General features: G+C 48.8%; 17 protein-coding genes. 12 read left to right on the top strand and 5 right to left on the bottom strand.

The window, feature by feature from the left end; genetic code table 11:
- Positions 1-53 precede the first annotated feature (53 nt).
- Positions 54-2,501: a formylglycine-generating enzyme family protein gene (locus FSU_RS04850; protein ID WP_014545373.1), complete on the top strand. Its 2,448-nt coding sequence runs from the start codon at positions 54-56 to the stop codon at positions 2,499-2,501.
- Entirely contained in the window at positions 2,501-3,088 is a 588-nt protein-coding gene (locus FSU_RS04845; protein ID WP_014545372.1) for a hypothetical protein, read from the top strand. Before FSU_RS04850 ends, FSU_RS04845 begins: the two co-directional genes overlap by 1 nt.
- Positions 3,089-3,216: 128 nt before the next feature.
- Here FSU_RS04845 and ychF read toward each other — a convergent pair whose 3' ends face one another.
- The gene (gene ychF, locus FSU_RS04840) at positions 3,217-4,314 is read right to left on the bottom strand and encodes a redox-regulated ATPase YchF (RefSeq protein WP_014545371.1); all 1,098 of its coding nucleotides are present in this window, start codon (positions 4,312-4,314) and stop codon (positions 3,217-3,219) included.
- A gap of 174 nt (positions 4,315-4,488) precedes the next feature.
- On the opposite strand from ychF, the gene FSU_RS04835 reads away from it, so the two are divergent.
- A complete protein-coding gene (locus tag FSU_RS04835) occupies positions 4,489-5,805 on the top strand; it encodes an MATE family efflux transporter (protein WP_244263720.1) in 1,317 nt (438 codons plus the stop codon).
- 323 nt (positions 5,806-6,128) lie between these two features.
- Here FSU_RS04835 and FSU_RS04830 read toward each other — a convergent pair whose 3' ends face one another.
- Both FSU_RS04830 and FSU_RS04825 read right to left on the bottom strand, forming a co-directional pair.
- Positions 6,129-7,664: a hypothetical protein gene (locus FSU_RS04830; RefSeq protein ID WP_014545369.1), complete on the bottom strand. Its 1,536-nt coding sequence runs from the start codon at positions 7,662-7,664 to the stop codon at positions 6,129-6,131.
- A 1-nt stretch (position 7,665) separates the two neighbouring features.
- Positions 7,666-8,496: a DUF4423 domain-containing protein gene (locus FSU_RS04825; RefSeq protein WP_015731755.1), complete on the bottom strand. Its 831-nt coding sequence runs from the start codon at positions 8,494-8,496 to the stop codon at positions 7,666-7,668.
- 130 nt (positions 8,497-8,626) lie between these two features.
- On the opposite strand from FSU_RS04825, the gene FSU_RS04820 reads away from it, so the two are divergent.
- The 8 genes from FSU_RS04820 (at position 8,627) to FSU_RS04785 (ending at position 15,106) form a co-directional block, all read left to right on the top strand.
- Positions 8,627-9,637, top strand: coding sequence for a hypothetical protein (locus FSU_RS04820; RefSeq protein ID WP_015731754.1), 1,011 nt, complete (start codon positions 8,627-8,629; stop codon positions 9,635-9,637).
- On the top strand, positions 9,634-10,611 hold the full coding sequence (locus FSU_RS04815; RefSeq protein WP_014545367.1) for an asparaginase: 978 nt from the start codon (positions 9,634-9,636) through the stop codon (positions 10,609-10,611). Before FSU_RS04820 ends, FSU_RS04815 begins: the two co-directional genes overlap by 4 nt.
- Positions 10,612-10,654: 43 nt before the next feature.
- Positions 10,655-11,092 carry a D-aminoacyl-tRNA deacylase gene (gene dtd, locus FSU_RS04810; RefSeq protein ID WP_014545366.1) on the top strand — a complete coding sequence of 146 codons (438 nt, stop codon included), beginning with the start codon at positions 10,655-10,657 and terminating at the stop codon, positions 11,090-11,092.
- A 27-nt stretch (positions 11,093-11,119) separates the two neighbouring features.
- On the top strand, positions 11,120-11,956 hold the full coding sequence (locus FSU_RS04805; RefSeq protein WP_014545365.1) for a hypothetical protein: 837 nt from the start codon (positions 11,120-11,122) through the stop codon (positions 11,954-11,956).
- A gap of 75 nt (positions 11,957-12,031) precedes the next feature.
- A complete protein-coding gene (asd, locus tag FSU_RS04800; protein ID WP_014545364.1) occupies positions 12,032-12,889 on the top strand; it encodes an archaetidylserine decarboxylase in 858 nt (285 codons plus the stop codon).
- Positions 12,890-13,720, top strand: a complete 831-nt coding sequence (locus tag FSU_RS04795) for a hypothetical protein (RefSeq protein WP_014545363.1) — start codon at positions 12,890-12,892, stop codon at positions 13,718-13,720.
- Between the two features lie 21 nt (positions 13,721-13,741).
- Entirely contained in the window at positions 13,742-14,599 is an 858-nt protein-coding gene (locus FSU_RS04790; RefSeq protein WP_244263719.1) for a hypothetical protein, read from the top strand.
- Between the two features lie 171 nt (positions 14,600-14,770).
- Complete coding sequence (locus FSU_RS04785; RefSeq protein ID WP_014545361.1) at positions 14,771-15,106, top strand: GerW family sporulation protein; 336 nt, start codon at positions 14,771-14,773, stop codon at positions 15,104-15,106.
- 739 nt (positions 15,107-15,845) lie between these two features.
- On the opposite strand, the gene serC is transcribed toward FSU_RS04785, so the two are convergent.
- Positions 15,846-16,952 (bottom strand): 3-phosphoserine/phosphohydroxythreonine transaminase, encoded by a 1,107-nt coding sequence (gene serC, locus FSU_RS04780; protein WP_014545360.1) that lies wholly within the window; start codon positions 16,950-16,952, stop codon positions 15,846-15,848.
- A 191-nt stretch (positions 16,953-17,143) separates the two neighbouring features.
- Between serC and FSU_RS04775 the strand changes: the two genes are divergently transcribed.
- Positions 17,144-21,604 (top strand): hypothetical protein, encoded by a 4,461-nt coding sequence (locus FSU_RS04775; RefSeq protein WP_015731753.1) that lies wholly within the window; start codon positions 17,144-17,146, stop codon positions 21,602-21,604.
- 189 nt (positions 21,605-21,793) lie between these two features.
- Here FSU_RS04775 and FSU_RS04770 read toward each other — a convergent pair whose 3' ends face one another.
- Positions 21,794-22,318 (bottom strand): hypothetical protein, encoded by a 525-nt coding sequence (locus FSU_RS04770; protein ID WP_015731752.1) that lies wholly within the window; start codon positions 22,316-22,318, stop codon positions 21,794-21,796.
- Positions 22,319-22,549: the final 231 nt, after the last annotated feature.

Below are 22,549 nucleotides of genomic sequence, written 5' to 3'. Positions count from 1 at the left end.
ATAAGAAATTATTTTTTTCTAGACAAGAAGTTCCTTAAAAGACAGGAGAGCTTATGACATTTTCCCGACTGCTTCCGCTTTTGTTGCTGGTCCCGGCATTAACAATGGCCGATGAGGATCGTAACTTTAAATTGTCTTCGGAAAATTTTAAAGTCGGTAATGCCTTGGAGCATGCGACCAATTTTGCAATCGTCCTGGACAGTTCCGTGGCGATATCGCAAGAACCCGTGTTCCCGTTGCTGCCCAACCGCCTGTACCTCCGTCATAAAAACTCTGCGAAGGAGTACCTTTGGTTCTCGGGCGAGGCTAAGGCCGAGGAATATAAGAAGCTCCATGCTTACAACCTCAAGGAAAATCACTTAGGCGCTCGTGAAGTGCTAGGCTTGCGTTTGTATGCCTCTCGTCAGTACAAAGCTTTCCAGGACGAAGCGGACATTTACTTTGATACCGAATATATTTACTCTCCACGGGTATCAAAGCTCTTGTTCATGAAGAATGGTAAGTGGGAGGTCTTGAAAGAAAGCGTCCACCCGGGAATGGTGCAAATCCTGTCTGATGAAAAGAACTTGGAAATTGTTTCCCTTAGCGCAAAGATGAAACCGGGAACCAGGTCTCTTTATCCTGTGAATCCGGGAACTTATGTTTTCTCGTTTAACGCCCCTGATCAACTTCCGTACGCTGATATTGGAAACCTCCAGTCGGGCGAAGTCCTCACGTTCAACGTGAAATTCCCTGCTCCCGATACGAGTGTTGCGGTCACTGTTGACTCAAATGCAGCTGCATCTAGTTCTGCAGTGGCATCAAGTTCTAGTGCAGCAGTCCTTGATTCAGGTGCCGTTTCTTCTAGCTCAGCAGATTCTTCGAACTCGGTTATCGCAATTCCTGACTTTGATGCTCCTGCTTCTAGTTCAAGCGTGGTTCCTGTTTCTAATGTTGCCGAAGCAAAAACAGCTCCGGTAGTCCCGTCCGTGACGATTGAACAGGTGCAGGCACTCCAGACGCTTGAAGAAACCGAAGCGCTTTACGATGCGTTCTCCGCTGAAGTTGACAAGAACTTTAAGCGTGTAGATACGACGGAGTTCTCAAAATTCTATCCGGCCATCAAGCCTGCGGATTCCCTTGGACTCGCGGATTCAGGAAAGGTCTATCGCGGTTATGTGGCCCACTACAATCTCAAGCGCTCCGAGGCGCAGAACCTCTGGCGTCAAAAGAAGCTCGGTGTCGTGAGCAACTTGTACAAGGCGTTCCATGCGAAGCTTGATAGCCTCCAGGCGCTCCCGTTCCAAATCAACATGATGCCGGTTGCGATTGAAAAAATTATGAAGGCTCCGGATACGACTATCGTCATAGATTCAAGCAAGTCTCCTGCCGATACCATCATGAAAATCGTTGAATCTAATAAGATTGATTCTTTGAACCTCAGCTTTGGTGCGGAACGAGAACGTGTTGAAGTATCCTGGAAGGGTGTTGTTGAAAGTTTCCCGATGGATTCTCTTGTGACGTTGCTCGCTGAAGGCAACACATCTCTTGTGACGACTTTGTTCCTTGTAAATAACAAGCCGGTATGGGTGTTCAAGGAAGGCGACCTCGTGGGCCGTTACCAGTACCGCTATGAAAAGCTTGGCTTCCGTATGGGCGATTCTCTCTATTTTGGTAAGGGTGAATTTAAGTTGCCTAAGCACATTCTCGTTGAAAAGGAAGTGGAAGAATGGTTGAAGAGAGGTCCAGAGTCTTCTTCGTCTGTGGCTCCGAGTTCTTCTTCTGCCGCACCGGATACGGTCAAGACTGAGCCTGTGTTTAATGTTGTTGAACACGCTTCTCGTGGAACGGTTGCTCTTATTGATTCTGGCTCGTTCCGCTATCGTGGCAAGGTTGTTTCCATGTCGCCGTTTGCAATCCACACAACAGAAGTGACTCAGGAATTTTTCCACAAGATTATGGGACTCCTGGATTCTACAAAGCGTTATCCGGACAAGTCTGCATTTAAGGGTCCGAACAAGCCTGTCCAGAATATTACGTGGGAAAATGCACAGTACGCTTGCAAGGTCCTCGGTGGAGATTTGCCGACTGAAGCCCAGTGGGAATTTGCGGGCCGCGCCGGTAGTAACGATGGCTATCTTTGGACTTCTGATGACGCCATGGGCGTGAACAAGTATGCCGTATTTGCAGGTAATTCCTTTAAGAAGGGGAAGAAAGATGCTGATTATGGTCCGCACGATGTAGCGTCCAAAGCTCCAAACGCATGGGGGCTTTACGACATGTCGGGTAACGTTGCCGAATGGACTCGTGACAATTACTTTGCAATCACGTTCTCTATTGAAAGTTCCAATCCGACCGGTTCTTTCTGGGGTACGAGCAAAGTCTTAAAGGGTGGTTCTTGGAAGGATAAAGAAAAGAAGTTGAACATGACGGCTCGCGATGACGAAGATCCGCGCTATTGGTCTGACGGCATCGGCTTCCGCTGCGTGTTCACGCTCGATAAAATTATTCAGGGGAAATAATGAGTAACAATTCTAGTAAGGAAATGAAACTTTTCAAGAAGCTTACGGCGCTCCCGTATTTGCTTGTGCTGCTTGCGCTTTTGATGCCGCTTGCAAATGTGTCTTGTTCGGCAAAAGACGATAGCAAGCCGATTGCGCAGATGACGTTCTACCAGATTGCATCAGGTGTAGATCTCGATGAATCAATTTCGGAGCCTGCGCTGGGGCAAATGCACCGCATGATTAAGGAAAACCCGAAGGTTCAGGATCACTTCAAGGCGCAGATGCCGAACTTCCCGAAAATGGAAGCGGTACCTCACTTGTATGGGATTATTGCTGCGGTTGTTTTAGCGGCGGTGTTCTCGTGGATTGTACCGCTAGCATCAACGGTAATGGGGCTCTTGTCCATGATTTCGCTATGGTCTCTATTGATGAAACTTTCACACATCGGGGGGACGCTTGGAATCCCACTACTGAAAGTTGAAGGTGGCGTTGGGCTGTACTGCGCAAGCTTCCTGATTTTGATTGGAACGGCGATGAACATCGCAACGCTTGTGCGCCCGATGGTGGTGGCCCGCCGCGAACGGAAGAAAGCGAAAAAAGGTTAAATCTTGACAACAAAGAAGGTCGCGAGTTCAGCACTCGCGACCTTTTCTATAACATTAAGCAGTAAGACTTTCCTATAGCAGTCCTGCCTACTGTCTACTGCCTACATCCTACTGCGCCACCGGCGCCATTACACGTTGAACAGGAAGTACATAATGTCGCCATCCTGCACGAGGTATTCCTTACCTTCCGTACGGACGAGACCTGCTTCCTTGGCGGCGTTCCAGCTGCCGTGCTTGAGGAAGTCGGCGTAGCTCAAAGTTTCGGCGCGGATAAAGCCACGTTCGAAGTCCGTGTGGATGACGCCTGCGCACTGCGGGGCCTTGAAGCCTGCGTGGAACGTCCAGGCGCGGCATTCCTTTTCGCCTGCGGTGAAGAACGTACGGAGGCCGAGAATTTCGTAACCCTTGCGGACAACGGAATCGAGTCCGGATTCCTTCATGCCGAGTTCCTTGAGGAATTCGATCTTGTCAGCCGGTTCCATGGCGGAAAGTTCTTCTTCGATCTTACCGCTGATGACAATCACGTCGTGACCGTGCTTGGAGGCGTATTCCTTGAGCTGGTCCACATAAGCGTTACCGGTGAGGATGTCGTCTTCCTTCACGTTGGCGCAGTAGAAGAGCGGCTTTGCGGTAAGGAGTCCGAGGTCCTTGACGATGCCTTCCATTTCTTCGCTGTCGTGCATCACGGTGCGGGCGGCGCGGCCTTCTTCCATCGTCGTCTTCAAAAGTTCGCAAGCGGCGAGGCGTGCCTTGGCTTCGGCGTTGCCGGTACGTGCACTCTTAGCTTCGGTAGCGAGGCGCTTTTCGACAGTGTCCAAGTCCTTGAGGATGAGTTCCGTTTCAATCACTTCGACGTCGCGGATCGGGTCCACAGAACCGTTCACGTGGATGATGTTTTCGTCGTCAAAGCAGCGCACCACTTCCATGATGGCTTCGCATTCGCGGATGTGGGTGAGGAACTGGTTGCCGAGACCTTCGCCCTTGGAAGCGCCTTTTACAAGACCTGCAATATCTACGAATTCTGTAACGGCCGGGACGATGGATTTCGGGTTGTAGACCTTCACAAGTTCATCGAGGCGGGCATCCGGGACGCTGACCATGCCGACGTTCGGGTCGATGGTGCAGAACGGATAGTTGGCGGATTCTGCGCCTGCGTTAGTGATTGCGTTGAAGATTGTGCTCTTGCCTACGTTCGGGAGGCCTACGATGCCGCATTTAAAACCCATGATAATCTCCGATTTGTGGCGCTTGTAATCGCTTTATCCTATAGCGATTCTAGTCACCTGTTTTTGCGATGTAAAGGTAGAAAATTGCCCTTTAAGCTTAAAGCGTAAAAATCTAAATTTGCCGCGGTTTTAAGGTGCTGTATGGCAACGGATGCGTTAAAGACGAATATGGATATGTTGAACGGACCCCTCGGTCGTAAGATTCTGAGGTTTGCCGTTCCGCTTGCGGCGACAAGCATTTTGCAACAGCTGTTCAATGCGGCTGACATTGCCGTGGTGGGGCAATTCGCAGGCGACAAGGCGCTTGCGGCGGTCGGTGCGAATACGTTCGTCATCAATATGCTGATAAACTTGTTCGTAGGCATCTCTGTCGGCGTGAATGTCGTCGTCGCGAATTCGATTGGTGCGCAGAGCTATCGTGCCATTACGCGCAGCGTCCACACGTCTGTAATCGTCTCGTTCATTAGCGGGATATTGCTCTCGTTTATCGGAGTCTTTTTTGCGCGGCCGATCCTTTCGGCAATTTCGACCCCTACAGATGTTTTGGATTTGGCAGTGCGCTATCTGCAAGTCTATTTTGCGGGTATTCCGTTTGTCATGCTGTATAACTTTGTGGCGGCAATCCTGCGTGGCAAAGGCGATACAAAACGCCCGCTTTACGTGCTCCTTGCGACGGGCGCTATCAACGTGTTGCTGAATGTCCTCTTTGTCGCAGGCTTTGGCATGAGCGTTACGGGTGTCGCGCTTGCGACCGTGATTGCAAATGCGCTGAGTGCGGGGACGTTATTCTACTTCTTGCTTCACGAAGTCGGACCGTTCAAGCTCGAATTCTGGAAGTTGAAAATTACGCCTGTGTTTCTCGGGCGCATTATGCGTGTGGGGCTCCCGGCGGGGCTTCAGGGCGTTGTGTTCTCGTTTAGCAATGTCTGCCTCCAGTCGGCTATCAATAGCCTTGGTTCTGCAACTGTAGCGGCATCTGCTGCGGCTCTCACTTACGAGTTCATTGTCTATTACTGGCTCAATTCATTCTCGCATGCGTGCGTGACGTTTGTGGGGCAAAATTACGGGGCGAAAAATCTGGAGCGCTGCCGTAGTGCAGTCCGGTGGACCATTTTGCTAGCGACTACATCTACGTTTGCGTTGAGCATGCTTTGCTGTTACTTTGCAAAGCCTTTGCTTTCGTTGTATACGTCCGATCCTGAGATTATTGCGACGGGTTCTATCCGCATGTACGTCGTGGTTGGCGTGCTGTTCATCAACGTCTTTTTGGACGTTTTTTCAGGCGCGTTACGAGGCATGGGGCAGTCTTTGGCTCCGGCGCTGACTTGCGTGGTGGGTGTCTGCGGTATACGAATCCTCTGGGTTATTTTTGTATTCCCGCAGTACCGTTCCTTTGCGTCGCTGATGGTGGTGTACCCGGTGAGCTGGATTGTCACCATTATGGTCTTGGCTGGGATATACATTTACAGGGTAAAACACACCCATTTTTAATGTAAATGTTTATTATCTGATTCGCCCATACGGGCGCTATTGCCAATTATTTGACATTTTGTCAACGGATGAAAAAAGGCCTTTTGAGATAAAGGCCTTAAATAAAGATAATTTACGGGTATCCTAAAACTGCCGATTTGGGATTGGATTCAAAGGCATCAATTAGTGTTGGAGAATTGGTGCTTCTGTATCGGATGGAGACTCGGATCACTATTCTTCATGATACAAAACGTAGTGACCTTGACCGAACAGAGTTTCCAATCCCAAACGGCCTTTTTTTGCCCCCTTTGAGGGGGCTTTTTAATTGCCTTGGTGAATGCTATTTACAGCAAGTCGTCTAAATTGATCCCGTACATTCTGACGTTATCAATCCAGATATCCGTGCCGTTGTACACAAAGATGGTAAAGCGCGTAATCTTGTTGCGTGTCACGTCCCAGCCGTGGTAGCTTTTTTTGTCCGGATTTGTGAAATCGGATGGCTTGATGGCGACACGAGTCCATTCTTCGTTGACACTTCCTTTATACGAGGTCTTGTAGTTTGTATCGGATTCTACAATCGTCTCGAGGAATACTTCGAAATCCCCGCTGCCCTTGAGCCAAACTTCCACGGAGTCGAGTCTGCTCAAGTCGTGCTGGTGCGCGGCTATGCGCGTCCCGATGACAACGTAGCGTCCGAGCTTGTTCGCCTGGTACTGCACATGCAGCATGTTCTTGCCGAAGATGGTGCTGTCAGCCTTTTCGATGCCGTTGGTCGGCTTCTGGTCAAGGTTGTTCTTGACCGTTGCACTATCGTGCGGTTGTACGTACCAGTTGTAGTTAAGTGGCGCGGGCAGTGCGTTTAAGTCGGTGCCTGCTTCGAAATTCAAAACCTCGACGCTGTTGAGTGCCTTCACGAGAGAATCGCTGAGGCCATCCCAAACTTTGACATCTTCAATCTTCTTGGCCTTCTTGTCGCCCCACATGAGCATCCACGGCCTGACTGTATCGGCGGCGCTTTCGACGCGGATGTTGAGCGTGGCGCTGTTGATGCTCGTGTCCCAGCCGTCTATTTCAAACGGGATGAGGTTGTTGCCTCCGTCGTAGAGGCGGATGTCGCTTCCGTCCTTTTCGGCCTTCGAGAAGTCGAAGTTCTCTTCAGTCAGGCGCAGGACGAGTACAGTCGGGAAGCTGAGCGGGCGCATCCAGTCCGAAATCAAGTCGGAAGGCATAAAGCGGATGGCGTTCTCGGGAACGACCTTGTTCGGGTTCTCGATGAGGCCGAGGTCAATTGTGTCGTTCGAGGTCACAACTGCGGATGTTCCGCCAATGGAGCTGAGGTCTTCGGAATCCCATGCGCTCACGGTGACGTTTCCGCACGGAGCCTTCTGGATGACGAACTGTCCGAGCGTATCGGTCTTGACAATGGTGTTCACGCCCTGAACGGCGACCCAGGCGTAGTTGGCGGAGTCCGGCAAATCAACAAGACCCTTGACCGTGCCGACCGCTTCGAGCGAAGCGCTGTCGAGCGTGTATTCGTGGTTCAGGTTGTTGAGCGTGTACTGCAAGACGATAGAAGAATCGCCCTTGGTAAAGTTGATGGTATAAGAACCGTTCTGGTGGCCATCAATGTGTACCCAACCGTTCGTGTCGGTCTTGCCTTCGTAAGTGTAGTTCACTGCACCGGTTTCGGTGGTGTCGGCTACATACCAAGACGGGAGTACCTGGTAGCGCACGTTGGCTGCCGGCATACCGTCGTCAAAAACACGGATGGCGATGGCATTTTCAATTTCCGTCGTATTCCCTGCCGTGTCGTTGCTTGCTGTGCAGGCAGCGAGGAGACCAAAGGGTACCAAATAAAGAAGCTTGTTAAAATTTTTCATTTTATTTTTCCTTCTTCTTATTGAGTGCGACGGGGAATAAAGCGAGGTTCAACTGCATAACGCGATCGGGGACAATGCACTTATCGACGCGAATTTGGATTTCTTTGCGGAATTCCTTGAGCATCTTCTTGAGGTCTTCAAAGCCCTTGGAGTCAACCGCCATGGTGATGGTCGAAATGTCTCGGTTTTCTGGCGGAATTTCATTGAGCGAGCGGATGCCAAACTGCATGACCTTCGAATGGAAACTGCGGATGGCTTCGGCCTTTTCGGCGCCTTGAACCGTGATGTGCGGGTCGGCGAGGCGGACTTTGCTGTTGTTGTTGATCGGCTGGATAAAGCCGAGCGACTTCAAAATCTCAATGCTTTCTTGCGCCTGTTCTTCGGTGATGGGCGGAATCACGCTACTTGCGATTTCCGGGATGTCCACGTTGCCGTGTTTCACTTCGATGAGCGCTCTTACGACGATAGTCCACCAGGCGCTTAGATACTTGAGCTCGTTGTCCTTGAGCAGGTGGCGCTTCACGTCGCGGAGCTGGAATGCCTTTTGCAGAATTTCTGCTTTTGTCTTTTCGGACTTCGTGCGCGATGCGACAATCAACAAGTCAAAGTATGCGGCCCCGCGACCATCAAGTCCGAGCATTTTTTTTGCTGCGGGGACTGCGTGGACGGGGAGATTGCGCTTTTTCTGAACTATATAGTACGCATGACTTGAATCCAAGCCAAGCGTTTTGCCGAGAGTGCTGAAGGAATACAAGGAGTTGTGTTTCTTATGCTCCAAGTAATAATCCTTGATCATATCCCGGTAGTCATCGTAATCAAAGATTTCTGCCATAACCAAACCTATACTAAATATACTTTAAAAATTGTGGTAGGGCTTCATGTGAGTAATTAGTAAGTAGGTATTTGGGCGATAAAAGGGCGAAAATTACTAGAATTGTAAGGGACTCTTTTGTGGAATGAATATGGCTCAGAAAAAAAGTAACTGGAAAAGACGCGTTGTTGGCCTTTTGCTGATGTATGTTTTGATGTTCGTAGGGTACCAGTATTACGAAAAAAAAGTTGAAGAACGCTTTCGATATGAAGACATGATTCATGAAACGAATGAGTGTCTCCGTGTAGGCGATTGGAAATGCGCCGAGAATAACGTCCGGGAACTTTTAAAGTCTGAACCGAACGATACGAATTTGCAGATGCACATGGCGGGCATTCTCTTTGAGCAGGAACGTTATAAGGAATGCATCAATTACGTTGAAACGTTGAATTTTAAGCACCAGGATTTAGATTACCTTGTTAAAAAGTCAAAAGCTCTGGAACAGGAAATGGAAAATTTGGGCGTTGAAAAGTCCATGCATTTCCGCTTGGAATTTGATGGTGGCCCATCCAAGAAAGACGTGATGGAAGCTCTTGCCGTTTTGGAAGTTGCTTACGATTCAATTAGTAATTTGTTCGACTTTTTGCCCGAAAACAAGATGAGCCTTGTGCTGTATCAGGAAAAGGAATATCAAGGGGGAACTCGCCCGGAATGGGTGGCCGCTGTATTTGATGGCAAGTTGCGTGTGCCAGTGAACTTGATGGCGTACCGCGAAGTTTATCGCCCGGTGCTGTTCCATGAATTGACTCATTCCTTTGTTCGTGCGATGACGCATGCGAATGTCCCTTGTTGGATGAACGAAGGTATTGCGCAGGTGGTGGACGGTTCGCACAACGATGATCCACGCCCGATTGGTTCGTACCCGAGTCTCAAATCGCTGACGGAACCGTTTGTGAATGAGCCAAATACGGATAAGGCAAAAAAACTTTATTGGTTCGCGATGCGAATGGTCCAAGAACTTTTGTGGCGTGATGGCGGCGGTGCGGATGCGTTCCGCAATTTTGCAAAATGCTTGCAGGATTTGCATGAGCTCGGAACGGATGGCGCTTTGAAAAAGCATTATGGAATGACCGCACGGGATTTGTTGGAGTCTGTAAAATGAAAAATATTGTGATTCTCGCGACGGGCGGTACAATTGCTGGCGCGGGCGAGCTAGGTAAAAATATTGGGTACAAGTCGGGCTCAATCAAGGCACAAACGCTGATTGATGCGATTCCGGAATTGAAAAATGTGGCAAATATTTGCGTGGAGCAAGTTTGCAATATCAATTCGGACGATGTTACTTCTGAAATCTGGATTGCTTTGGCGAAGCGGATTCAGGAACTCTTGCTGCGCGATGATGTGGATGGTATCGTGATTATGCACGGGACTGATACGATGGAAGAAACCGCTTTATTCTTGAGTTTGACGCTAGGTGGTTCTGCTCCAAGTGCCGCCGAAATTGCCGCGAAGCCCGTGATTATGACCGGCTCAATGCGCCCCGCAACTGCAGCGGAACCTGACGGCCCTGCAAACCTCCTCTTTGCCGTGAAAAGTGTTGTGGAAATGAGCGCGAAAAATGATGCGACCGTTTACGTTGCTTTTGCAGGTAAATTGATGGATGCTCGCTTGGTGCAAAAAATTCACGCGAATGATTTGGATGCGTTTGCTGAATTGTCATCCCGGACTTCGTTCCGGGATCGCCATCTCGTAAATGCAAAAAAATCGTTCGATATCTCGAACTTGCGCGAATTGCCGCGCGTTACCGTTCTTTACTTTAACGCCGATGCCGATGCCGAACTCGTACGCTTTGCGGCGGAACGTTCGGCAGGGCTTATCATTGCTGGTGCGGGAGCCGGTGAATTTTCTCGCGCATGGGCGGATGCGATTACTGATGCTGTTGCAGAAAAGAATATTCCCGTCGTGATTTCGACGCGAATCAATCGCGGTAGCATTGTCCCGGAACAGCTTCTTGTGCCAGAAACGATTGCTGCTTACGATTTGCCTCCTGCAAAAGTCGCCGTGCTTTTGCGCCTTGCATTAACCGTCACGAATGATCCCGCAGAAATTCAAAAAATCTATCAAATGTATACATAGTATTTGCGTTTCAAAAAACAATTATTTTCTAGAGTAATTAAAAATGAAATTTTTAATTCAGCGAGTCACTAAGGCTCAAGTCGATATTGAAGGTCAAACTGTCGGTAAAATTGATAACAAGGGATTTCTTGTGCTGATTGGCGTAGGCGAGGGCGATACCCGCGAAATAGCCGACCGCTTCATCAAGAAAATGCTTGCACTCCGCATCTTTGCCGACGAAAACGGAAAGACGAACCTCTCCATCAAAGATGTCGGCGGCTCGCTTTTGCTCGTTTCTCAATTTACGTTGTATGCCAATTGCAATAAGGGCAATCGCCCGACATTTAATGGCGCTGGCAACCCGACGCTAGCCAATGAACTGTACGAGTACATCATCGAACAGTGCAAAAAAGAAGTTGCCATTGTCGAAACCGGAAAATTCGGTGCCGATATGCAAGTGAGCCTCGTCAACGACGGCCCATTTACTATAATGCTAGAGTAATTGCGGGGCTTTCCTGCGGAGTTGTTTATGAAAAAAAATCGTTCATCGTTCATTGCTTTATTGTTTGCATTAACGCTTTTCATTGCTTGTGCAGGTTCGCGCGATAGCGCTCCCGAAGGTGGCGACATGGCTGACGCTCCTTGCACGGAATGCGGCACGCAAGGCGATATCGTGCTGAAAATCACGGACGAAAAATTCTACCGAGAATGGAACCAGGTCGCATTTAGCCGTATCGATTCGAATGCTGTTGTAGGCGTTTTCCCTGCGCTCAAGGTGACGGCGACCCGCCCCGAAGATTGCAAAATGTGCCACAGCTTTAGCGCCGATGCTCTCGATTTTGACTTGGCGCGCGTTGAAGATTCTTTGTTTGCAAAAGCGTTCCCGAAAATGCAACGAGACTTAATGATTGTCGGCATGCGCGTCCCCGATGCGGATTCCGCTTACGTTGATTCTTTGTCTGTAAAGCTCCTTGCCGAAAAATTCGTGGAAGGCAAACGCTTGGATGACGTGACTCCGTGGGAAGAGCGCGATGGCGTGGAACAGACAATTGCACGCCAGTTGCCGTTTAAACTTAAAGAATTACTGAACGGAATAGCGAGTCGCTATGAACTTCGCTATTTGACAATCCCGCTGGTGCTGAATGTGGAAATGGATCCGGATTTAGGCAAGAAGGGAGGCTTTACATGGCAAATCGTGTGGAGCATGTGGGATGCCCGCTACGGTGAACTTGTTGCCCTCACTTACTCCAAATTCACCGCTGCAACGACAACCCGCGTAGCGCCAGAAAAGGAATGGGCTACGCCGTTTGCCTCTAGACTCTGGAAACTGCTCAACACTGACGTTGCGCATTTTGAAAATCATTGATTTAGACGAGTGAACGGCTCTACTTCTCTCGTCTCTCGTCTCTCGTCTCTTGACTAAAAATCTATAATTGCAACCATGAACACTCCTTTCTACGTTTTTATGAAGCTTTTGCCGAAGAATGCCGCAAGCCGCATTTTCGGTGCCTTTACGCGTTTACGCATCCCGTTCCTGAGCAAAATCGCTCGCAACGCCTTTGCTAGCTATTACAAGCTCGACATGTCTGAATCGGAATACCCGCTCAGTCATTACAAGAACATCGGTGAACTTTTTATCCGCAAGCTCAAGCCGGGTATGCGCCCTGTTGCCGATGGTGCCGAAATCGTAAGCCCGGTCGATGGCGTGCTTTCGCAGACGGGAACGTTCGATGGCGATGACCAGAATTTGATCCAGGCGAAGGGCAAGACTTACACGCTCAAGAGTCTTTTGCGTAGCGAAGAACTTGCAGAACGTTTCAAGGGCGGCGCCTTTGCGACGATTTACTTGGCTCCGTTCAACTACCACCGCATCCACAGCCCCGTCAAGGGCGACCTCGTGCTTTCGAGCTATTGCCCGGGTACGCTTTGGCCGGTCAACCCAGGCAGTGTCGAACGTGTCGAAGGTCTTTTCAGCATCAACGAACGCTTGACGAGTGAACTCCGCTTGGCGGACGGTTCCGAAGTACTCGTGGTCAAGGTCGGTGCGACAAACGTTGGCCGCATTGGCGTCGTGTATAACGATTCCATCTTGACGAATGCAGGCAAGCTCCCGCGCGACAAAAAGCGCTTGGACTGGATTCCGAATCAGCAGTTCTCTTTTGACCGTGGCGATGAACTTGGCCGCTTTGAAATGGGCAGCACCGTGATTCTCGTGGTTGACAAGAAAATTCGCGAACGCCATCCGGACTTGTTCAAGTCTCGTCTTGGACAGGCGGTGAAGGTGGGCGAGGCTCTCTAGTTGGTCTCGGTAAAGCGTTTTATTCACGATGAACCAGCGCTATTCAAGGCTTCGAAAGCCTTTGTAGCGCTTCTTTTCAAGTGCGCTGACCCCATAGTTTATGTTGCTCAAAAAATGCCCACGGCGAATGAACAAATTGCGTGGACGTTGCTTGGAACGGTCTTGTTTCAGGATCGTTCTTACCCCGATATCTTGCGCCTCCTCGTGAAGTTGCATGAGCGCTTCCCGTGCGATAAACTTTGGTCCTTACCTGTGCCGAAAGGCGGTGAAATTGAAGAGGTCGTGGAACAGACGTTCAATAGCCGCAACTGGACAGTCTTTGAACATGTCTCCGGAATTTTTTGGAGCGTTGGGCTTTTTGTTCGCCATCACCCGGATTTGACCGCTTGGGTTCGTGAACGCACTCCCGAAGAAATGTGGCGAGACTTGGGCGAAATCTACTTTATGGGCCGCTCAAATCCGCGCCCTAAAGCGTGTGCCGCGATTTACCGCTTGCTTGCCCCGCAGCCGCTTGGCCTTGGACTTACGTGCCGCGACAATTCTAGGATGCCGCACCTGCCGCTTACGATGGGCGCTCGCCGCTTCCTTGCAATGCTTGGGCCTGCGAAGGAATCGAACTTTGCAGAGCTTGAGCCTGCAATAAAACAGAAACTCGCGAATGAGTATTTTATCGCGCTTGCCCCGGAGAACCCGTATTTTGCGGCGCATTCCCTCCAGTTCTTTTTGGAGAACGGGAGCGAGGGCTTTATTTGCCGCGAACTGACATCGCATTGTGCTAAGTGTCCGCTTTATGAGTATTGTAATTACGCCGAAGTCCGCAAACGTGATTGATGTATGCTAAATTTTAAGAGTATGAATCGTTTCCTTTCGGTGTTGCCTAAGTTTGTCTGCGTTTGTGCTTGCGCGGCCACATTTGTTTTGTGTGCTTGCGAACCGAAAGAAGAGGAATCTGTCGATTATACGGAATTGTGCTACAACGACAGGTGGCCGATGGATGAAATCCGCATTGACGATAATCCGAACGATGATATTAAAGCTCTTGTGAAGCGTGTTGATTTGCGTTATCCGATGAACATGACGGGTGACACGCTTGATGTGACGATTCTTGAATTCAAGAGCGATGTGTATGCGCTCGATTATTACATGAACAGTGGCCGCTTTCAGGGGATTGTCCCGATTTTGCGCGGCTCTTTCCTTGAACAAAGTATCCGTTCTGCGGCTCGAATCTTCATTTTCAAGCACGATAGCTTCCGCCGCTATGAACGTAGCGACCTTGAAAATTACGTCCGCCAGTTCCCGAACCCGCGCCACGGCGGTTTCCCGCAGGAATTCCTGAGCCTCCCGTTTGAACACCGTGAACCGGGACATACGTCCATCTTGACGAAGTATTTTATTGGCGTGAAGGCTTATTTCCCGGTACTCGCCCAAAGCTATAGGGACTCCGACTTGCAGTGGAACGTTGCCCGCAGCTGGGACCTTGTCGAAGAGAACGACTTTATCGCCTGGGGCCGCCAGCTGAACATTGTGCAACCCAAGGGTATTTATCGCGAAACCTCGACGCTTTACTTTAATGCGGGCGAAGGCGTGAATGGCATGGCGACGAGACTGCCTGGTGGCCGAATCGTGGCGGTGTGGGGCTACCTCGACTGGACGGATTTGGAACGCAAATTCTTTACCGCGAGCGACCGTGTCTACGGGGCTAGGTATTAGCGGCTTTAGCCGCAGTAGACAGTGATTAGTAAACAGGGGTTAGTAAACAGGGGTGCAGAAGGAACGTCTTTACTGCAATCCTAACCACTAACCACCAACCACTAGCCTCTTTTTTATGTATTTCTTTCGTCTTTCGTCTTTCGTCTCTCGTCTATAATCTATATTAGAGCCATGGCTATTGAAAAACTTGCTGAAACTCTTTTGGAAAAGCTCCGCTTCATCACGAAGGCGGAAACTGTCATTGGTGAACCTATCCAGGCGGGCGAAACAACCGTCGTGCCTGTAAGCCGCGTGTCCGTGGGCTTTGGTTTTGGCGGTCACCAGAACAAGGGCGATACATCTGCATCTGGCGGTGGCGCTTCGGTCGATCCGGTCGCATTCCTTGTCATCAAGGGCGATGACGTACGCATCATGCCGATTACCAAGGATAGCTCGCTTGTCTCAAAGATTATGGATATCGTTCCTGATATTACGAATAAATTCGCAAAGAAGCCTGCTGACAATTAAGCTGTTGTCGCTGAGTTCTCCCTTGTGTTTGCTGTGCCCGCCTTTTTTGTGCGGGCATTTTTTTATGTGTGTTGAAAACCAAAATTTCAAAAAATGGCCGAATTTACGTGAAAAATTTAATTGTTTCTCTGGTCTTCACGTAAAAAACGCTTTTTTGAAAAATTTTCAGGTTTTTACATGTTTTAAATGGTTAAAAAACGAATTTTATTGGTCTTTTTCTCTCTTTTTGTGTTTTTGAGAACTTGTTGAATTTTTTGAGAACATTTTGAGAGCTGTTGGTTTTGTGATATTTTGCAAAATTATGTTTAAAAATGGGGTTTTCTATTGACATTCGCAATTTAAAAGAGTATCTTTATTCATGTAAAAACGAGAAAGTGAAAGCCTTTGGGTGTATATGGGTTAGTAATTTTGAGAACAAAAAGAAGGTCCTGAACGTACTCGTTAGTTTTACAAGACCGTGTTTGGTTGTTGGGGTCTTGTAAAATGCCCGGCACGGGGATATACGTGCCACGAAATCCTCCTCCAAGGCGCCGTAATGGCGTACTCCTAACACAAAAAATAGGACCTCCTCATACTCCATGAGGAGGTTCTTCTTTTATAGTCCGGCGGCACTTTTTAATATCTCATGCCCGCTTTGAACGGGCATCACCCTTAAACAGAATAAACGAAAAAGCCCCGGCACTAGGCCGAGGCTTTCTCAAATGCGTTATACCGCGCGGGGCGCGGCATCTCGTCTCAATTAGCCAAGAACTTTCTTTTCGAAGTCGCCGAGGCAGTCAACGAGTGCCTGCACGCCTTCGACCGGCATGGCGTTGTAGATGGAAGCGCGGAAGCCGCCGACAGAACGGTGACCCTTGAGCTGCTGGAGGCCACGAGCCTTAGCGAATTCAAGGAATTCCTTGGCGAGATCGTCAGCCTTGTCAGCTGCAACGACGTCCTTGTTGAACACGAACGGAACGTTCATGATAGAACGGTCTTCCTTAGCGGCCGTACCGACGAACACCTTGGAGTTGTCGAGTGCGCTGTAGAGGAGAGCAGCCTTGCTGCGGTTCACCTTTTCGATAGCGTCCACGCCACCGAAATCCTTGAGCCACTTGAGGGTGCGGTTCATCACGTACACGGCAAAGACCGGAGGAGTGTTGAACATGTTGGCAGCGTCGATGTGAGTCTGGAAGTTGAGCATGGTCGGGATGGTGCGGTTCACCTTGCCGAGAAGGCCCTTCTTGATGATCGTGACAGTCACGCCAGCGCAGCTGATGTTCTTCTGAGCGCCGCCATAGACGACACCGAAGTCAGACACGTTGATCTTACGGGCGAGGAAGTCGGAGCTCACGTCAGCCATGAGGAAGCCAGACTTCGGCTTCGGGAAGTTGTGCCATTCCGTACCGTAAATCGTGTTGTTGGCGGTCACGTGGAGGTACGTGGCGTTGTCGCTGAGCTTCAAGTTCTTGTCGATGCGGCTGTAAGTTTCAGACTTGGTGTCGCAAGCGGCGAGAGCGTTACCGAACTGCTTTGCTTCCTTGTAAGCCTTGTTTGCCCAAACGCCGGTCAAAGCGTAGTCGGCCGTTGCGTTCTGGTCGAGGAAGTTCATCGGGAGCATGCAGAACAAAAGTGAGCAACCACCACCGAGGAACACGATGTCGTAGTCTTCCGGGATGCCCATCAATTCACGGAGGTACTGTTCCGTCTGGGCGAACATGTTTTCAATCGGCTTTGAACGGTGACTCATGGAGAGGATACTGATGCCGCTGTTTTCGAAGTCGATGCATGCAGCAGATGCTTCCTTGAGTGCCTGTTCCGGCAAGACCGACGGTCCTGCGCTAAAGTTATAGACTTTATTTGCCATTGTTGTGTTCCTTTTTAGGGGTTGTCTTGGGCGTGAACCCAATTTAAAAATTACGGGGTAAAAATAGCAAAAACCGCTCTATCCGGCTATATCTGTGTCAATAAAAAGATTTTATGGGCTGTTATAACTTCAAAAGGATTGTTTTTCTTCTAGAAACAAATTATTATTTCTATTGAAATAAGGAGGAATCCATGTTGGTTCGGGTAAAATCGGCCTTTTTGTGGGCTGTTTGTTGTTTTTCGTCGTTTTCGTTTGCGGCTTGGGATGGGACGGCTGAGGTTCCCTCGGCTCGGGATACCGTAATTTTTTATGATTATGAAGATTTTCATTATGAAGCTTCGCTGCCGCTTTACCATATTTCTACGCCGGAACAGTTGGCGGGTTTGGCGCAGCTGGTAAATACCGTTGAACCGGCTGAAAATCCGGAAAAAGCTACTGAAAATATCCCATGGCGCGGCGTTGTCGTATTGGATAACGACCTCGTGTTCGGAAAAGACGAAAATTCCGTCTCGGAACACCCGTGGATTCCAATCGGCAAAAATGAAAAACGCATCGGCGAGATGATTTTCGATGGCAAGAACCATACTATTTACGGTCTTGATTTAACGACCCAGTCCGATTCCATTTTCGGATTGTTTGGGTTTGTGGAACATACCGAATTGAAAAACGTGACCCTCGCGAATTACAAGGTCTTGATGAAAGCGGATCCCACTTATAGGGCCGGGGATTTTTATGGCGGTAGCCTTGTCGGGTATGCTAAGTATTCGAATATTCACAACGTTCATACCCGAGGCGGAGCGATAAAGATCGAAGTTCTTCAGAAAACAATGATCAAAGACGAAGAAAAGGGAGACTACTACGTAGGCGTAGATGAAGTTTCGATTGGTGGCATTGTTGGTTTGCTGAAGGGTTGGATTGATAGCAGTTCCAATGCAAGCGATGTTGATGTGACTTTCTTTGAAAGTCAAAACGTGGGCGGTATTGCAGGCGAAATCCTTAGACAAACCGAGGGTTCCTACGATTCGGTTACTTATTGCTCCAATTCAGGGAATATTACATCCAAGTCTCCCGAACTTTACAACGATGCCCGAGTCGGCGGAATTGCTGGATTGTCTAATGCTCCTGTAGCCTATAGCCAGAATACGGGGGCTGTTTCGGGCGATGTCGGAATGATGGGCGGCATTGTTGGCACGGGCGGTGGATATGGCGATATCGCTTATTGCGAAAATTCAGGCGATATATCGACAAAGAAACTGTATGCGGGCGGTATTGCTGGTTACGGTTCTAAAGTCCGTAATAGTGTGAACAAGGGGCGCGTGGAAGGAATCTTCGCTGGAGGAATTATCGGCAATGCCGGTCCCGTTACGCTTTGCATTAACGAAGGCTTTGTGAAAGGGCAGGTTGTTGGTGGTATTTCTGGTATGACGGATAGGGGGCTCAGCCAGGTCATCAATCGTGGAACGTTGGAAGGGGATACGGTTGGTGGAATTTGCGGAAGAAATCTTGGCGTGATTTCGTCTTCGTACTCTTATGCATCCAAGGTGACTGCGAAGGATGTTGTTGGTGGAGTTGTTGGCTACAATCAGGGTACGATTATTACCTCGGCTTTTGATTCTACGTTGCAACCTTCAGTTAAATTGGTTGGTGTAGAGGGTGAGGGTAATCGGGTAAAAGAGTCCTTTGCGTTATCGACAAAGGAAATGCAGTCCGTTGAATTTGCCGACAAACTGAATGAAGCGGACCGTGACGATGGCAAGTCTCGAATTGCTTATGATGAAGCAGAACATCCGAGACTGACGTGGAGCTATGATGGCGGCTATCCGATTTTTAGCGATTCTACGCATTTGCCCGTTTACCGAATTGACCTCGATGATAGTGTTTTTGTGTCCTATGCTTTGACGGATGCCAAGGGACATATTGTCGATTTGCCGTCTGCTTATTCTACGGAAGGTCGTTATTTTGATAGCTGGGTTGATTCCACGGGAAAAACCGTGACGAAGACGACTGTGTTCAATGCTCCTTCGACCATTTATGCCAAGTATTCCAAGACAATCAAGGATCCTTCTTTGGTCGTGAACCGCCCGGACCCGACTACGATTGGCTGGAATGGCGAACTGAGCGTTCCGAAATGGCGTATGCACCTCGATACTTCGCTTTACGTTGCGATTTTCACTCCGTCGGAATTGGCGTGGTACTTGTCGACTGGAGCCTCCTTTACGCAACGGGCCGCGCTTGTCAATGATATTGTGATGGGGAAGGATTCGTTATCGGTAATGACGCGTGAACTGAAAACGATTTCGGAATATGGTCGATATATCAAAGGTTATGTTTTTAATGGCAATGGACATAATATTTACGGTTTGAATGGAGCCCTGTTTGGTACGAACTATGGTACGATAAGGGATGTGCATCTGGTCAATTATCTTGTTACAGGTCATGGAGCTTTTGTAGATACCAATAGAGGAACGATTTCAAAATCGTCGCTTCGAAAGGGTGTTATGGACCAGATGGATGAGATACGGATTAGCGGATTTGTGTCGTTGAATTATGGATATGAAACTGGATTCTCTATTATAGATAGTTGCGTCAATTACAGCAATTATGATCTTTCTGCGGGGAATAATCCGGTGTCTGTTGCGGGAATCGCCTATGAAAATCGAGGAACTATCAGCAATAGCCGCAATCTCGGGAATATCAAGGTTCAAGGCAGTGGTTCGAAGATCACTAATGTCGCCGGAATTACGTTAATCAATGGCACTACGGGAAACATTTTGAATAGCACAAATGAGGGCGATATCGAATACGATGGAACCATAAGTGTCCGACTTGCAGGGATTGTGACGGATAATAGAGCCGATTTGATTAAAGGGGCCAAAAACTACGGAAAAATTTATGCAAGAGTGGGTGATTTCAGTTTCCGTGTTGGTTCGTCTTCACCGGCGTATGTTGCCGGATTAGCCATTGGTGCTAATGGTATTGATTCTTGTGCCAATTATGGTGATATTACCGTCGTTGTTGTTGCAAATGAACTTAGCGGTGGTATTAATTTCGGTGGTATTTTGGCCGGAGACTATTTGCGTACCGAAATCAATGTTAAGAATTCCCTGAACAAAGGTGCCATTACGTTTGTAGATTCTTCTTCTTCAAAGCTTGAAAACATCAGATTTGGCGGTATCGCTGCCAGGGCGAATGTCCTTTCTGGCAAGAATGAGGGCAGTGTCAAATTTGTACAGTCGAATCCTTCAAAAAAATATGATAGTTCGAAAGACGTTCTTGTTGGCGGTCTTGTAGGCGAAGCGAAAACGCTCAAGGATTGCGTTAACGAAGGCTATGTCGTTGGGGCTGGTTCTGTTGGAGGCCTTGCTGCCAAAGCGGATTCTATTGTGAAGGGTGTAAACTATGCCCGTATCGATGGGCTTACGACGGGTAAATGGAGTCAACTGGGTGGAGTTTGCGGCGAATGTGGTTATTTGGAGAACGCTTTCAATGGGGGAAGTGTCTCGTTGGATGTTGCTGAAAGTAACTCTGTGTCTTATCTTGGTGGTGTTGCTGGCTCTTTAGGTAATGGTCGCATGATTGCGAATACGGGCTCTGTAAAGGCTGTCGGAAATAGTGGAGAGATTTTTGTCGGTGGTCTTTTGGGAATGATGGGATCCAACATTGTTTTAGATGATGCCTATAACTGGGGCGAAGTCTCGTCGGAAGTGGCCGCTGGTGGTATATATGGACTTGCGTCAAAAGCTCATTCGTCTGTTGCAGGTTTTGATCACTCCTATCTCGTTACCAATATTGCTTTTAAGAATGTCTATAATGCAGCCCCGGTAAAAGCCCCTAAAGCGAACCCGATTGCTGTTATGGATGAATGTGCAAATGCTACCGAACCTGAATTTGCCGTATTGGTTTATAACGATTCCGCCTTCACTCAAGAAAGGGGATGTATCGAGATTGATGAGGTGCTTGGTTTTGAGGCCGATGAGTATTATAAGATCAATTTCGTTTTAACAAGCCCGCTCAGCACGAAGTACATGCAATCCGATGAGTTTGTGGAATTGTTGAACACTTCCGGCAAGACGGTTGAAAATAGGCATGTGTGGAAAAAGAGCGATACGTATCCAGTGTTTGACGAAGTTGCGTTCGGCATGTCTTATAGCGTAGAACCGTCTTCGTCAAGTTCCGCTGTTTCTTCCTCGTCCTCGGCAACAAGCAGCTCGTCTTCTAGCAACGCCATCCTGAGCTCAAGCGAAGGATCCAGTGATTCTAAGTGGTCTTCCTCGGCGGTAAACAGCTCGTCTTCCAGCAATGTCATTAAGTCGTCGTCCTCAACCGCAAAGAGTTCTTCGTCGAGCGTCAAGGCTCCGTCTAGCAGTAGCAAGAAGGCTGATTCGTCTAGCTCTTCTGTCAAGTCGAGCAGTTCGTCTGCAAAAACGAGCTTGCCGGTGATTGCCCATCAGCGATTCCGCATGGCGGTGCAGGGCAGAACCATCACGTTGCATGCTTCGAAGGGCAGAACCGTTCAGGTGTTCGATGCGCTCGGTCACCATGTTATGTCGAAAGCGATTCCTGCGAATGGCGAAACAAGTGTCACCTTGCAGGAATCTGGCGCCTACATCGTGCGTGTCGATGGAATGAGCCAACGCGTAGTGCTGAAATAGCCCGCGCAAAAAAAGATCCTCGCTTTCGCGAGGGTTTTAAAAAAGAGATGCCGGCGCAGTGGCCGGCATGACATTTAAAATGTGACTGGATCCTTCACTTCGAACCCTCGGTTCTCCGTTCAGGATGACGCATTGTGTTGCCTTGCGGCATTCCGACGCATTGTAAGGTCCCTGAGCTTGCCGAAGGGACTACACACCAAGTGCCTGGATGGCTGCCTTGTACTTCTTGAGGCGGAATTTTGTCTTGAGTTCGCGACGTTCCTGGCGGTGGATGTACTTGTCGTCCATGAGCACGTTCAAGATAGCGCTCTTTGCCTTAGCTGCTGTCGGATTGTCCTTGAGGGTTTCGACAAAGCGCACAAAGTCTTTTTCACGGGCATCGTAGGTGGCGTCTTCGGCTGGCACGCCTTTTTCCATCAGGTGGCAGCTGTACTCGTCAATCCATGCCTGGTTCTTGTGGTAGGTCATCTTCTGGATGAGGTCCACCATATCGGCTGGAACACCCATCTTGATCATGTCGTCCGGAGTCTTTTTAGTGGCAGAAGTAATGGAATCCTGCAAAATGGCGAGAACCTGGACATCTTCGGATTCGCCTTTGTTTTTAAGATAATCGGCGACGTTCTGGAGGAAATCGATGTATGGGCCACCGGCCTTGTCTTGCTGGCCTTGGTGAACGGATTCTGCAATTTTGTAGGCGTCTTGATAAGAAAGCATTATTAACCTTTTTTTAAAAACTTCGAGCATCGTTGATGCCCATGCCTTGAATATACATAAAGCTTGGTCAAAAAAGCGTCCCTTTTTTGCAAATGGGTCGAAAAAGCACCTGTTTTACGCAAAATATTAAATGATAAGTCTAAAATTCCTCTTTTTTGGTCAGAAAATCTTTTTTTTTCTAATACTTTTTTAGTTGGCTATAGCCCAAATGGGCTATGCCGTAAACTCTTT

Origin of the sequence: Fibrobacter succinogenes subsp. succinogenes S85, from assembly GCF_000146505.1 — a bacterium.
In the GTDB taxonomy this organism is placed as follows: Bacteria; Fibrobacterota; Fibrobacteria; order Fibrobacterales; family Fibrobacteraceae; genus Fibrobacter; species Fibrobacter succinogenes.
The sequence above is the reverse complement of the archived record's forward strand: the minus strand, read 5'-3'. Positions and strand labels throughout refer to the sequence as shown.

Excerpts from the sequence above, each read along its gene's own strand:
- FSU_RS04825 (WP_015731755.1), bottom strand. The coding sequence starts at position 8,496 with ATGGCAGAAATCTTTGATTACGATGACTACCGGGATATGATCAAGGAT.
- serC (WP_014545360.1), bottom strand. The coding sequence starts at position 16,952 with ATGGCAAATAAAGTCTATAACTTTAGCGCAGGACCGTCGGTCTTGCCG.
- FSU_RS04820 (WP_015731754.1), top strand. The coding sequence starts at position 8,627 with ATGGCTCAGAAAAAAAGTAACTGGAAAAGACGCGTTGTTGGCCTTTTG.
- FSU_RS04835 (WP_244263720.1), top strand. The coding sequence starts at position 4,489 with ATGTTGAACGGACCCCTCGGTCGTAAGATTCTGAGGTTTGCCGTTCCG.
- dtd (WP_014545366.1), top strand. The coding sequence starts at position 10,655 with ATGAAATTTTTAATTCAGCGAGTCACTAAGGCTCAAGTCGATATTGAA.
- FSU_RS04830 (WP_014545369.1), bottom strand. The coding sequence starts at position 7,664 with ATGAAAAATTTTAACAAGCTTCTTTATTTGGTACCCTTTGGTCTCCTC.
- FSU_RS04850 (WP_014545373.1), top strand. The coding sequence starts at position 54 with ATGACATTTTCCCGACTGCTTCCGCTTTTGTTGCTGGTCCCGGCATTA.
- ychF (WP_014545371.1), bottom strand. The coding sequence starts at position 4,314 with ATGGGTTTTAAATGCGGCATCGTAGGCCTCCCGAACGTAGGCAAGAGC.
- FSU_RS04845 (WP_014545372.1), top strand. The coding sequence starts at position 2,501 with ATGAGTAACAATTCTAGTAAGGAAATGAAACTTTTCAAGAAGCTTACG.
- FSU_RS04790 (WP_244263719.1), top strand. The coding sequence starts at position 13,742 with ATGAATCGTTTCCTTTCGGTGTTGCCTAAGTTTGTCTGCGTTTGTGCT.
- FSU_RS04770 (WP_015731752.1), bottom strand. The coding sequence starts at position 22,318 with ATGCTTTCTTATCAAGACGCCTACAAAATTGCAGAATCCGTTCACCAA.
- FSU_RS04785 (WP_014545361.1), top strand. The coding sequence starts at position 14,771 with ATGGCTATTGAAAAACTTGCTGAAACTCTTTTGGAAAAGCTCCGCTTC.
- asd (WP_014545364.1), top strand. The coding sequence starts at position 12,032 with ATGAACACTCCTTTCTACGTTTTTATGAAGCTTTTGCCGAAGAATGCC.
- FSU_RS04775 (WP_015731753.1), top strand. The coding sequence starts at position 17,144 with ATGTTGGTTCGGGTAAAATCGGCCTTTTTGTGGGCTGTTTGTTGTTTT.
- FSU_RS04805 (WP_014545365.1), top strand. The coding sequence starts at position 11,120 with ATGAAAAAAAATCGTTCATCGTTCATTGCTTTATTGTTTGCATTAACG.
- FSU_RS04815 (WP_014545367.1), top strand. The coding sequence starts at position 9,634 with ATGAAAAATATTGTGATTCTCGCGACGGGCGGTACAATTGCTGGCGCG.